The organism is Pseudomonas sp. XP1, assembly GCF_053557675.1.
On sequence record NZ_JBNRIJ010000001.1, the window covers coordinates 402,354 to 414,654 of the forward strand.

The following is a 12,301-nucleotide window of genomic DNA, read 5'->3' on the forward strand; positions in this document are numbered from 1 at the left end:
CACCCAGCTCGCTTTCCCCCACCTCCAGCCCGAACCCATGCAGGTCGACGATCGCCGCAACGATCGACAACCCCAGCCCGAACCCCGCATGGCGGTGGCCTTCATCGCTACGGTAGAAGCGCTTCAGCACTGCTGCCCGTTCCTCTTCCGGAATACCCGGCCCGCTGTCCTCGATGGCCAGGTGCAGGCCCTTGTCGTCCTGCGTCGCAATTATCCGCACCAGCCCACCTTCGGGCGTGAACTTGATGCCGTTGCCCACCAGGTTGGCCAATGCCTCGAACAGCAGCTCGCGGTCACCATGCAATGCTGGCAGTTCGGCCGGCTGCTGCAGTTCCAGGCGGATGCCACCATCTTCGGCCAAAGGCAGGTAGAAGTCATGCAACTCCACTAGCAGTTCGTGCGGGTCAAGCTGGACGAAACCTGCCCGTCGCTGGCGGTCTTCCAGTTCGCTGATGCGCAACAAGCCGCGAAAACGCGCCATCAGGGTGTCGGTTTCGCCGATCGCCTGGTCCAGTGCCTCGGCCTGGGTGGAGTCGACGTCACTTTGCTGGCGAATGCGGTACAGCTGGGCGCGCAGGCGCGTGAGCGGGGTGCGCAGGTCGTGAGCAATGTTGTCGCATACGCCCTTGACCTCGTGCATCAGCCGCTCGATGCGGTCGAGCATGGCGTTCACGATGGCCGCCAGCATGTCCAACTCGTCACGCCGGGCCGACAGCGGCAGGCGGTGGGTAAGGTCACCGGCGACGATCAGTTCGGCCTGGGCCTGGATCGCGCGAATGCGCTTGAGTGGGCGCCGCCTGAGCAGGTACCAGCCGGCAAATCCGGGGATCAGGGTCAGCGAGATACCCCAGAGCAGGGCATGCAGGATGATCCGGGTGACCACGAACAGCGAGCCGTTGTCGCGCACCAGCACCAGCCAGCGGCCATCCTGCACCTTGATCGCCACCGCGTCGCAGCTGTCACGCGGCATGTGCGGGTCGTCGGCGTCCAGGCAGCGCTTGAGTTCGTGAACCTTGCCGTCCAGCCCCAGCTCCGGCGGGATGGCACGAATGCGCCCGCCAATCGGGTTGAGTTGGTTGTCGAACAGACCGTAGGCATCGAAGCTGCGCTCTTCGAAGGCCTGGCTGGCGACCAGGGCGTCGTCCAGCTGCTTGCCGCTCATGTGCGCGAACAGGTGCTGGCGCTGCAGCATCGAATGGCGGGTGAGTTTGTTCAGGTAGCTGGATACCTCGAAGTACAGCACCCCCATGAGGATGCTGCTCCAGGCCACGAACAGAAAGCTGTACAGCGCCAGCAGGCGGCTGGTCGAGGAGCTCCAGCCCTTAGACGGGTTCAGCAATGGCATAGCCGGAGCCCCGTACCGTACGGATCAGCGGCGTTTGGCCGGGTGAGTCGATTTTCTTGCGCAGGCGGCCGATGTGCACATCGATCAGGTTGGTGCCCGGGTCGAAGTGGTAGCCCCAGACTTCCTCGAAAATCATCATTCTCGTGATCACCTGGCCGCTATGGCGCATCAGGTACTCCAGCAGCTTGTATTCGGTGGGCAGCAGGTTGAGGGTCTGTTCGCCGCGGCGGGCTTCGTGGCTGATCAGGTCCAGTTGCAGGTCGGCAACCTGCAGGCGGGTCTGGGTCATTGGCACGCTGTTGCGGCGCAGCAGCACTTCGACCCGCGCGGCCATCTCGTCGGAGGCGAACGGTTTGGTCAGGTAGTCGTCACCCCCGGCACGCAGGCCGCGTACCCGCTCGTCGACGTCGGAGAGGGCGCTGATCATCAGGATCGGCGTGGCGATCTTGAGGCTGCGCAGGGTGGTGACGATGGTCAGGCCATCGACCTCTGGCAGCATGCGGTCCAGGGTGATCAGGTCGTAGCCGCCGGCAATGGCCTTGGCCAGGCCTTCACGGCCATTGTCGGCCCAATCCACCTCCAGGCCGTGGCTGGTAAGTTCGGCGACGATTTCCTGGCCGGTGACGGCGTCGTCTTCGATGGTCAGTACGCGAGGCATGCTGGTTCCCGGGCATCTAATGGAGACTTGATTGTGCCAAAGAATAGCCAAGCGGCGATTTAAGAAAAATTCATCTGGCGCGTTTTGCCTGCACTGGCCCTATCGCCGGCAAGCCAGCTCCCACAGAGCCCCCAGGCCCCGAAGGCAGCGCAGTACCTGTGGGAGCTGGCCTGCCGGCGATAGGGCCCTGAAAGGCATAAAGCAACCCTCTAGCGTGCGCCGATACCCTCGGCGTGCATGATCTGCGCAATGATCGGCACCGGAGTCATCAGGTGCGAACGCATCATGGCACTGGCACGCTTGGCGTCCCGGGCCAGAATCACTTCCACCAGTGCCGCATGCTCCTGGCGCTTGAGCTCCAGGGCCTGTTCGGAAAACACCGTCTGGGTCAGCCACAGGTGGCGGTAGCGCTCGGCCTGGTCGAACAGGTAGGTGCGCGCCTGCAGCAGGTGCTTGGAGCCGCAGCCCGAGGCAATGGCCGTGTGGAACGCCTTGTGCCGTTCGTCCCATACATCCAGGCGTTGCTCGCGGGTCTTCACTTCCACCACCTTGGCCAGGGTATGCGAGTGGGCCAGTACCGACGCCTCCCAGGCGTCGTCGCCCCGCTCGATGGCCAGGGTGATGATCATCGCCTCCAGGTTGGCGCGGGCATCGTAGATGTCGTTCATCTCGTCCAGCGACATGGGCGCCACACGGTAGCCTTTCTGGCTGATCGCGTTGACCAGATGCTCGGCCACCAGTTGCGACAGCGCTTCGCGCAGCGGGCCCACGCCCAGTTCGTAGCGTTCCTTCAGGGTGCTCATCAGCAGCTTTTCTCCGGGCTTGAACACGCCGCGGATGATGTCCTTCTTGAGCCTCTCATACCCGCTGAATGCTGAGTTTTGTCGGGGGGCGAGCGCTTCCAAGGTCCTGTTCCTCAAACGGTTTTGTCGATCATACCGAAAGCGTTCGCTGGCGAAAAACAATGGACAAATTCTATGTTTGTCGTTGAAAAATAAAAATGTAGACATTTAGTCTTTATGGCGATAATTTTAGCTCGCCCGCACTGATCCAGGTCACCACCGGACGGCGCCACCCACTTTCTTTACAAGGACACTGCCATGAACGCTTTTACGCAGATCGACGAACTTGTGATGCCACTGCCGCTCGAACCGCGTGGTTTCACCATCGCCCCCTCGAAACAGTCGCCGCGCCTGCTTGAGCTCACCTTTGCCCGTGAAACGGTCGAAGCGTTCGTCCAGGCGGTTGCCCAGTGGCCGGTGCAGGCGCTGGAGTACAAGTCGTTCCTGCGCTTCCGGGTTGGCGAGATCCTCGACGAGCTGTGCCAGGGCACCCTGCGGCCGGTGCTGCTCAATACCATCCTCAACCGCGCCAGCGGCGGCATGCTGATCACCCCGGTCGGCCTGGATGACGTGAGCCAGGCCGAGGACATGGTCAAGTTCACCACCGCCTGCGCCCATCTGATCGGCCGCTCCAACTACGACGCCATGAGCGGCCAGTTCTATGCCCGCTTCGTGGTGGTCAACACCGACAATTCCGACAGCTACCTGCGCCAGCCGCACCGGGTCATGGAGCTGCACAACGATGGCACCTTCGTCAACCAGATCACCGATTACGTGCTGATGCTGAAGATCGACGAAAAGAACATGGAAGGCGGCAACTCGCTGCTGCTGCACCTGGACGACTGGGAGCAGTGCGACGAATTCTTCCGCCACCCGCTGGCCCGTCGCGAAATGCGCTGGACCGCACCGCCGAGCAAGAAGGTGTCCGAAGATGTGTTCCACTCGGTATTCGACACCGATGCCGAAGGCCGCCCGACCATGCGCTACATCGACCAGTTCGTGCAGCCGGAAAACTACGAGGAGGGCATCTGGCTGAACGCCCTGTCCGAGTCGTTGGAAGGCAGCCAGAAGAAGCTTTCGGTACCGGTTGGCGTGGGTAGCTTCCTGCTGATCAACAACCTATTCTGGCTGCATGGCCGCGACCGCTTCACGCCGCACGAAGGCCTGCGCCGCGAGCTGATGCGCCAGCGCGGCTACGTGGCCTTCCCAAAACCGCTGTACCAGCGCGGGCAATAATGACAGGGCGCGGGGCGGGCGCCCGCCCACGCGTCTTTGCACAAAACGATGCCACCAGGGCCCGCGCGGGCCTTGGTGAGCCAGTCAGGCAATGCCTGCGTGTGAGGTAAAGGCTGTGTACGATTTCATCATCATTGGCGGTGGCATTGTGGGCATGTCCACGGCCATGCACCTGATCAAGGTCTACCCGGATGCGAAGATTCTCCTGTTGGAGAAAGAGTCCGGCCCGGCCCGCCACCAGACCGGCCACAACAGCGGCGTGATCCACGCCGGCGTGTATTACACCCCCGGCAGCCTCAAGGCGCGCTTCTGCCTGGAAGGCAACAAGGCCACCAAGGCCTTTTGCTCCCAGCACGGTATCCGCTTCGATGAGTGCGGCAAGCTGCTGGTGGCCACCAACGACCTGGAAATGCAGCGCATGAAGGCGCTGTGGGAGCGCACCGCGGCCAATGGCCTGGAGCGCTACTGGCTGTCGGCGGCCGAGCTGCGCGAGCGCGAGCCCAATATCGTTGGCATGGGCGGCATCTTCGTGCCCTCCAGCGGCATCGTCAATTACGCCGAAGTGACTGCAGCCATGGGCGCCGAGTTCCAGCGCGCCGGCGGTGAAATCCGCTATGGCGCCGAGGTGGTCGGCCTGCAGGAGCTGGCCAGCGAAGTGGTCGTGCGCACGCGTGGCGACCATCATGACGATGAGTTGCGCAGCCGTTTCCTGGTGACCTGCTCGGGCCTGATGGCCGACCGTGTGGTGAGCATGCTGGGCCTGCGTACCGAATTCGTCATCTGCCCGTTCCGTGGCGAGTACTACCTGCTGCCCAAGCAGCACAACCAGATCGTCAACCACCTGATCTACCCGATTCCCGACCCGTCCATGCCGTTCCTGGGCGTGCACCTGACACGCATGATCGACGGCACCGTCACCGTTGGCCCCAACGCCGTGCTGGCAATGAAGCGCGAGGGTTACCGCAAGAGCGACGTCAGCCCCAGCGACCTGTTCCAGACCCTGACCACCCCCGGCATCCTCAAGGTGCTGGCGAAGAACTTCCGCCCTGGCCTGATCGAGATGAAGAACTCGCTGTTCAAGGGTGGCTACCTAAAGCAGGTCCAGAAGTACTGCCCGAGCATCACCAAGGCCGACCTCACGCCTTACCCGGCTGGTGTGCGTGCCCAGGCCGTGTCGCGTGACGGCAAGCTGATCGACGACTTCCTGTTCGTCAACACCGCTCGCAGCGTCAACGTGTGCAACGCGCCGTCTCCGGCCGCCACCTCCGCCATCCCGATCGGCGCCTACATTGTCGACAAGGTCTGTGAGCAGGTTGGCCGCCAGGGCAGTGGTTTCCCCAAGGCCGACCTGGCGCCCCGTCAGCGGGCAGCCGGCTGACCTACCCGCAATACGTTCTGCGGTTTCGTTTTACTCAACCCGTACTGCCCTACTCACCATCTGGGGCAGGGCGGGCTTTTTCGCGCCTGCGTCGGTGACGTGCAAGCCGACGGCCCCTGCGTGGGCAAGACAAAAACAACAAGGTAGCGCCATGCAAACCCACAAGAACAATTTGAGTCATGGATTGAAATCACGGCATGTCACCATGCTGTCCATTGCCGGCGTGATCGGTGCCGGCCTGTTCGTCGGCTCCGGCCGCGCGATTGCCGAAGCAGGGCCCGCCACCATCCTGGCCTATATCCTGGCCGGCGCGCTGGTGGTGCTGGTGATGCGCATGCTGGCCGAAATGGCCGTCGCCTCGCCGGACACCGGTTCGTTCTCTACCTATGCCGACCTTGCTATCGGCAAGTGGGCCGGCTACACCATCGGCTGGCTGTACTGGTGGTTCTGGGTACTGATCATCCCCATCGAGGCCAATATTGCCGCCACCATCATCAACTCCTGGGTCCCACAGCTGGAAATCTGGGTCTTGTCGTTGGTGATTACCCTGTTGCTGACCGCCACCAACCTGTTCAGCGTGAAGAACTACGGTGAGTTCGAGTTCTGGCTGGCATTGGTGAAGGTGGTGGCCATCGTCGGTTTCATCGCGCTGGGGGTGTGCGCCATCTTCGGCCTGCTGCCAGGCACCGGTGTCAGCGGCGTGTCACGCCTGTGGGATAGCGGCGGCTTCATGCCCAACGGTTTTGGTGCGGTGCTCAGCGCCATGCTGATTACCATGTTCTCTTTCCTCGGCGCCGAGGTGGTGACCATCGCCGCAGCCGAATCCGACGAAGCGGGCAAGCATATTTCCAAGGCCACCAACTCGGTGATCTGGCGGATCACCCTGTTCTATATCCTGTCGATCTTCATCGTCATCGCGCTGGTGCCGTGGACCGACCCGCGCCTGGCCACCGAAGGTTCCTATGTCACGGTGCTGGACACCCTGGGCGTGCCGAATGCCAAGGCCATCATCGACTTCGTGGTGCTTACGTCGGTGACCAGCTGCCTCAACTCATCGCTGTATACCGCGTCGCGCATGGTCTACTCGCTGAGCCGCCGCGGCGATGCACCGGCCTGTGCCCAGGTGACCAGCCGCAGCGGCACTCCCGTGGTAGCTGTGCTGCTGTCAACTGGCGCAGCTTTCCTGGCGGTGATCGCCAACTATCTGGTACCGGCCAAGGTGTTCGGCTTCCTCATGGCCAGCTCCGGCGCGATAGCCTTGCTGGTGTACCTGGTGATCGCCGTTTCCCAGTTGCGCCTGCGCCAGCGCCTGACTGCACAGGGCAAGACACTGGGCTACCGCATGTGGCTGTTCCCGTGGCTGACCTGGGGCGTGATCCTGTTCATCAGTAGCGTACTGGTGCTGATGCTGTTCCGCCCGGATCACCGTCTGGAAGTGGTATCGACCATGGTACTGGCGGTGCTGGTGGTGTGTTCGGGCCTTCTGGTCACACGGCGTCGGGCGCGCGAGGTGGTGGTTGGCCGCGTAAGGCAGGGCGCCTGAGCCGTTCGGCCTGAAGACAGACGAGCAAGTCGCATCAGGCTGTGAGAGGATGTCCGTCATCACAGCCAGGACCCCGAACGCAGCCTGATGAAGACACCCAAAAGAATCGAACCCCTGATCGAAGACGGCTTGGTCGACGAAGTACTGCGGCCGTTGATGAGTGGCAAGGAAGCCGCCGTGTATGTGGTGCGCTGTGGCAACCAGGTGCGCTGCGCCAAGGTCTATAAAGAAGCCAACAAGCGCAGTTTCCGCCAGGCTGCCGAGTACCAGGAGGGCCGCAAGGTTCGCAACAGCCGTCAGGCCCGGGCTATGGCCAAGGGCAGCAAGTACGGGCGCAAGGAAGCCGAAGACGCCTGGCAGAACGCCGAAGTGGCGGCGCTGTTCCGCCTGGCCGGCGCTGGCGTGAGGGTTCCAAAGCCTTACGATTTCCAGGACGGCGTGCTGTTGATGGAGCTGGTGACCGATGCCGACGGTGACGCGGCCCCGCGCCTGAACGACGTGCACCTCGAAGCCGAGGAAGCCCGGGAGTTCCATGCCTTCGTCATTCGACAGATCGTGTTGATGCTGTGTACCGGGCTGGTGCATGGCGACCTGTCGGAGTTCAACGTGCTGCTTGGCCCGGACGGGCCGGTGATCATCGACCTGCCACAGGCAGTGGATGCAGCGGCCAACAACCATGCCTTCAGCATGCTGCAGCGCGACGTGGACAACATGGCCCATTATTTCGGGCGCTTTGCGCCAGAGCTGAAAAAAACCCGATATGCGCAGGAAATGTGGGCCTTGTACGAGGCGGGCGAACTGCGCCCGGACAGCCCGCTGACGGGGCTGTTCGAGGATGACGAGCATGCGGCTGACGTGGCCGGGGTGATGCGCGAGATCGATGCGGCCCGGCTGGATGATGCGCGCCGGCGCGCCGCGCGGGCCGAGTCTGAGCATGGGGCGGCCAGGGCAGAGGAGCCTGCGCCGCCCTGGCTGCAGTGATGTGTTGCCTGTGCCCGCGAAGAGGCCGGCACAGGAAAAATGCAGCCATTGCCTTTGACGCAAGACAATATCTCGTCATCTGGCCTTTTCACTGGCGCGCGACAGGCATAAGGTATACGCCGTTCAAATTCCCTGGAGCTGTCATGTCCAACCAATTTCCGTCCGTTCGTCCACGCCGCCTGCGCCAGAACGAGTCCCTGCGCACGATCTTCCAGGAAACCGAGTTCCGCCTTGAAGACCTGATCCTGCCGATCTTCGTCGAAGAGGGCATCGATGATTTCGTGCCGATCACCAGCATGCCGGGCGTCAACCGCATCCCCGAGAAGCTGCTGGCTCAGGAAATCGAGCGCTATGCCCGCGCCGGTATCAAGTCGGTGATGACCTTTGGCGTGTCGCACAACCTGGACGCCGTCGGCAGCGACACCTGGAACGAAAACGGCCTGGTCGCGCGCATGTCGCGCATCTGCAAGGACACCGTGCCGGAAATGGTGGTGATGTCCGACACCTGCTTCTGCGAATACACCAGCCACGGCCACTGCGGCGTGCTGCACGACCACGGCGTGGACAACGACGCCACGCTGGCCAACCTGGGCAAGCAGGCGGTCATCGCCGCCGCTGCCGGTGCCGACTTCATTGCCCCGTCGGCGGCAATGGACGGCCAGGTCCAGGCCATCCGCAGCGCGCTGGATGGTGCCGGCTTCCACGACACCGCGATCATGGCCTATTCCACCAAGTTCGCCTCGTCGCTGTACGGCCCGTTCCGCGAAGCCGGTGGTACCGCGCTGAAGGGCGACCGCAAAAGCTACCAGATGAACCCGATGAACCGCCGCGAAGCCGTGCGCGAGTCGCTGCTCGACGAGCAGGAAGGGGCCGATGTGCTGATGGTCAAGCCGGCCGGTGCCTACCTGGACGTTATTGCCGATATTCGTGCCGCATCCCGCCTGCCGCTGGCGGCGTACCAGGTGAGCGGCGAGTACGCGATGATCAAGTTCGGCGGCCTGGCCGGCGCTATCGATGAAGGCCGGGTGGTGCGTGAAAGCATTGGTGCGATCAAGCGTGCCGGTGCCGATCTGATCCTCACCTACTTCGCCATGGACCTGGCCCGCGAAGGTATCTGATCGCGAGCCGATGCCCATGCAAGCCGCTGCCATCGCAGCGGCTTTTTCTTTACCTGCGCAGCAACCGGTGAGAGGAAAAACACAAAAAATCCGTAAGCGCTGAATTATTTAGTGTCCCGTTGTATCTCATCCCTTAGAGCATTCATCGACAGGGATACGGACATGAAACCTCGCAAGAAAAGCCTCCAGCCAATCGGCCTGAAGGACATCACCATTGTCGACGACGGCAAGATGCGCAAGGCAATCACCGCGGCGGCACTGGGCAATGCAATGGAATGGTTCGACTTCGGCGTCTATGGCTTCGTCGCCTACGCCCTGGGCAAGGTATTCTTCCCCAATGCCGACCCAAGCGTGCAGATGATCGCGGCGTTGGCCACGTTCTCGGTGCCGTTTCTGATCAGGCCTCTGGGCGGGCTGTTCTTCGGTGCCTTGGGCGACCGGTTCGGGCGGCAGAAAATTCTCGCTGCAACCATCGTGATCATGTCGCTCAGCACCTTCGCCATCGGCCTGATACCGTCCTATGCCAGCATCGGTATCTGGGCGCCGATCCTGTTGCTGCTGGCCAAGATGGCCCAGGGCTTCTCGGTGGGGGGCGAGTACACCGGCGCGTCGATCTTCGTCGCCGAATATGCCCCTGACCGTAAACGCGGGTTTCTCGGCAGTTGGCTGGACTTCGGCTCGATTGCAGGGTTCGTGTTGGGTGCCGGTGTGGTGGTGTTGATCTCTACGGTGCTGGGTGAAGACAAGTTCCTCGAATGGGGTTGGCGCCTGCCGTTCTTCCTCGCCTTGCCGCTGGGCATCATCGGCCTGTACCTGCGCCATGCGCTGGAGGAGACACCAGCCTTCCAGCAGCACGTCGACAAGCTGGAGAAAGGCGACCGCGAAGGCCTGGCGACCGGGCCCAAGGTGTCGTTCAAGGAGGTGGCCACCCAACACTGGCGCAGCCTGGTGACCTGCATTGGCGTGGTGATCGCCACCAACGTCACCTATTACATGCTGCTCACGTACATGCCCAGCTACCTGTCGCACAACCTGCACTACAGCGAAGACCATGGCGTGCTGATCATCATCGCGATCATGGTCGGCATGCTGTTCGTGCAGCCGATGATCGGGCTGCTCAGCGACAAGTTCGGCCGTCGTCCGTTCATCATCGTCGGCAGCGTCGGCCTGTTCGTGCTGGCCATCCCGGCGTTCATGCTGATCAACAGCGGCGTACTGGGGGTGATTTTCGCCGGGCTGCTGATCATTGCCGTGCTGCTGAACTTCTTCATCGGCGTGATGGCCTCGACGCTACCGGCAATGTTCCCCACGCACATCCGCTACAGCGCCCTCGCCAGCGCCTTCAATATCTCGGTGCTGATCGCCGGCCTCACCCCGACCATCGCCGCCTGGCTGGTGGAAAGTACTGGCAACCTGTACATGCCGGCCTATTACCTGATGGTGATCGCCGCCGTGGGGCTGGTTACCGGCCTGACCATGAAGGAAACCGCGAACAAGCCGCTGCGCGGCGCGGCACCGGCAGCATCGGATATCGAGGAAGCGCGTGAGTTGCTGCAGGAACACCACGACAACATCGAGCAAAGGATCGAGGACATCGATGCGCAGATTGCCGAACTGGAGGCCAAGCGCAAGTTGCTGGTGCAGCAGCACCCGCGCATCGAGTGATCAGTTTGGCATGTAACCACGCTGCCATGTCCGCGGAATGAACCGCGACACCAGGGCCAGCACGCAGGCCAGCGAGCAGCTGCCGGCTAGCGCTTGCAGGCCCAGGTGGCGCTCCAGCCAGGCACCCAGCGCGGCGCCCAGCAGCATGCCGGCCCAAGGCACCAGTTGCACCCGCCAGCCATTGCGCCGCTCGCCCAGCAGCCAGCGCCCCAGCCCACGCCCGAAACGTGACAGGGCGCCGGTGACGTAGGTCAGGCCGATGGGCAGGCCGTTCACCTGTTCGACCACGGCATTGATCATGCCCATGGCCAATGTGGCAGCGAGCAGCGCTGGAAAGGTCGCAGCCAAGGGCCATGCGGCTGCAAAGCCCAGCAGGGCGGCGACTACCAGCAGCACCGGCCAGGCCCTGCGGCGGAAAGCGCGCGCCAGCAGCACGCCCAGGGCGTTGCCGACGACGAAGCCCAGCACCGCAGCACTCAGCCGCAGCACCAGGGCCAGGTCCGCATCGCTGATGGCGACGGCCAGGCGCGTGGTGTTGCCACTCATGAACGACACGAAGTCGCCCAGCGCCAGCAGGCCGATGGCATCGGTCATGCCGGCTAGTACGGACAGGCCGGCGACCAGGCCGAGGCCCACGCGACCACGCAGCATCTGCAGGCGCAGCCGCTTGGCTGTGCGTGCGGGGAGGGTGTTGGGCAGCATGCTCGGGAGCTCAGCGAGGCATTTCGCGGGCCAGGGTGCTCTTGATGGTGCGCTCCACTACATCGACCAGCACCATTGTCTGGTGGTCCACTTCGATGTTGAGCAGGTCGCCGGCCTTGTAGCTGGGGAAGGTGGTCTGGCGCAGGGTTTCCGGGATCAGGTTGATGGTGATCACATTGTCCTCGACATCGGCTACGGTCAGGCTGCAACCGTTGACCCCGATGAAGCCGCGCGGGAACACGTACTTGCCCCATTCCGGTGGCATGCGGAACTTGATGAAAGCGCCGGTTTCCTTGATCGACAGCTCGACGATTTCGGCGGTGGTGGCGATATGACCGGCCATCAGGTGGCCGCCGACTTCGGCGTTCATCTTCGCCGAGCGTTCGATGTTGACGCCCTGGCAGGCCTTGAAGTTGCGCAGGTTGGTGCGCTCGAGGGTGGCGGTCATGGCGTCGAACCTGACCTGCGTGCCGTGGATTTCGGTGACCGACAGGCAGGTGCCTTCGACACTGACGCTGGCGCCGATCTTCAGTTCGTCGAGCAGCTCGGGGGTGAGGTCGATGGTGAACTGGTTGTGGCCCGGGTAGGTGGTCACATCAAGCAGAGGGCGGACGGCCTGGACGATGCCGGTGTACATGGAGTTGCTCCTGGGGCACGGAAAAGAAAACTTCCGAACGCTATGCCCGTGGAGCGGTAAAAGCAAGCCGGCCATTTGGAACTGCGCATAACTCATTGAATTAGCAGGGACCCTGTGGGAGCGGCTTTAGCCGCGAACACCGGCGCAGCCGGTGCCATGCACCGCGTTGGATTCTTCGCGGCTAAAGCCGCTCCCA

The 12,301-nt window shown here is 62.9% G+C and carries 11 protein-coding genes; 6 read left to right on the forward strand and 5 right to left on the reverse strand.

All coding sequences use genetic code 11. From position 1 onward, the window contains the following. From ACK1U9_RS01860 to csiR, 3 genes are all read right to left on the reverse strand, one after another. On the reverse strand, positions 1 to 1,345 hold a 1,345-nt coding region (locus ACK1U9_RS01860; protein ID WP_449109636.1), incomplete at its 3' end, for a sensor histidine kinase. Then, positions 1,323 to 2,003 (reverse strand): response regulator transcription factor, encoded by a 681-nt coding sequence (locus ACK1U9_RS01865; RefSeq protein ID WP_046616581.1) that lies wholly within the window; start codon positions 2,001 to 2,003, stop codon positions 1,323 to 1,325. The genes ACK1U9_RS01865 and ACK1U9_RS01860, both read right to left, overlap by 23 nt. A gap of 209 nt (positions 2,004 to 2,212) precedes the next feature. Next, positions 2,213 to 2,908 carry a DNA-binding transcriptional regulator CsiR gene (gene csiR / locus ACK1U9_RS01870; protein ID WP_108480250.1) on the reverse strand — a complete coding sequence of 232 codons (696 nt, stop codon included), beginning with the start codon at positions 2,906 to 2,908 and terminating at the stop codon, positions 2,213 to 2,215. A 195-nt stretch (positions 2,909 to 3,103) separates the two neighbouring features. Here csiR and glaH point away from each other — a divergent pair, with 195 nt between their 5' ends. From glaH to proP, 6 genes are all read left to right on the forward strand, one after another. Then, on the forward strand, positions 3,104 to 4,081 hold the full coding sequence (glaH, locus tag ACK1U9_RS01875; RefSeq protein ID WP_046616580.1) for a glutarate dioxygenase GlaH: 978 nt from the start codon (positions 3,104 to 3,106) through the stop codon (positions 4,079 to 4,081). 115 nt (positions 4,082 to 4,196) lie between these two features. Next, positions 4,197 to 5,459, forward strand: coding sequence for an L-2-hydroxyglutarate oxidase (gene lhgO / locus ACK1U9_RS01880; RefSeq protein ID WP_108480252.1), 1,263 nt, complete (start codon positions 4,197 to 4,199; stop codon positions 5,457 to 5,459). A 151-nt stretch (positions 5,460 to 5,610) separates the two neighbouring features. Next, positions 5,611 to 7,002 carry a GABA permease gene (gabP, locus tag ACK1U9_RS01885; protein WP_108480253.1) on the forward strand — a complete coding sequence of 464 codons (1,392 nt, stop codon included), beginning with the start codon at positions 5,611 to 5,613 and terminating at the stop codon, positions 7,000 to 7,002. Between the two features lie 87 nt (positions 7,003 to 7,089). Beyond that, positions 7,090 to 7,983 carry a PA4780 family RIO1-like protein kinase gene (locus tag ACK1U9_RS01890; protein WP_108480254.1) on the forward strand — a complete coding sequence of 298 codons (894 nt, stop codon included), beginning with the start codon at positions 7,090 to 7,092 and terminating at the stop codon, positions 7,981 to 7,983. 143 nt (positions 7,984 to 8,126) lie between these two features. Next, entirely contained in the window at positions 8,127 to 9,101 is a 975-nt protein-coding gene (gene hemB, locus ACK1U9_RS01895) for a porphobilinogen synthase (RefSeq protein WP_013972900.1), read from the forward strand. Between the two features lie 162 nt (positions 9,102 to 9,263). Next, positions 9,264 to 10,766 carry a glycine betaine/L-proline transporter ProP gene (proP, locus tag ACK1U9_RS01900; protein WP_046616576.1) on the forward strand — a complete coding sequence of 501 codons (1,503 nt, stop codon included), beginning with the start codon at positions 9,264 to 9,266 and terminating at the stop codon, positions 10,764 to 10,766. On the opposite strand, the gene ACK1U9_RS01905 is transcribed toward proP, so the two are convergent. Together ACK1U9_RS01905 and ACK1U9_RS01910 are read right to left on the reverse strand one after the other, a co-directional pair. Then, entirely contained in the window at positions 10,767 to 11,468 is a 702-nt protein-coding gene (locus ACK1U9_RS01905; protein WP_046616574.1) for a YoaK family protein, read from the reverse strand. It lies immediately after the preceding gene. 10 nt (positions 11,469 to 11,478) lie between these two features. Further along, on the reverse strand, positions 11,479 to 12,105 hold the full coding sequence (locus ACK1U9_RS01910) for a riboflavin synthase subunit alpha (protein ID WP_449109637.1): 627 nt from the start codon (positions 12,103 to 12,105) through the stop codon (positions 11,479 to 11,481). Between the last annotated feature and the right edge of the window lie 196 nt (positions 12,106 to 12,301).

What these genes read in the sequence shown, in the direction of transcription:
- ACK1U9_RS01865 (WP_046616581.1), bottom strand. Translation starts at nt 2,003, where the DNA reads ATGCCTCGCGTACTGACCATCGAAGACGACGCCGTCACCGGCCAGGAA.
- glaH (WP_046616580.1), top strand. Translation starts at nt 3,104, where the DNA reads ATGAACGCTTTTACGCAGATCGACGAACTTGTGATGCCACTGCCGCTC.
- gabP (WP_108480253.1), top strand. Translation starts at nt 5,611, where the DNA reads ATGCAAACCCACAAGAACAATTTGAGTCATGGATTGAAATCACGGCAT.
- ACK1U9_RS01890 (WP_108480254.1), top strand. Translation starts at nt 7,090, where the DNA reads ATGAAGACACCCAAAAGAATCGAACCCCTGATCGAAGACGGCTTGGTC.
- hemB (WP_013972900.1), top strand. Translation starts at nt 8,127, where the DNA reads ATGTCCAACCAATTTCCGTCCGTTCGTCCACGCCGCCTGCGCCAGAAC.
- proP (WP_046616576.1), top strand. Translation starts at nt 9,264, where the DNA reads ATGAAACCTCGCAAGAAAAGCCTCCAGCCAATCGGCCTGAAGGACATC.
- ACK1U9_RS01905 (WP_046616574.1), bottom strand. Translation starts at nt 11,468, where the DNA reads ATGCTGCCCAACACCCTCCCCGCACGCACAGCCAAGCGGCTGCGCCTG.
- ACK1U9_RS01910 (WP_449109637.1), bottom strand. Translation starts at nt 12,105, where the DNA reads ATGTACACCGGCATCGTCCAGGCCGTCCGCCCTCTGCTTGATGTGACC.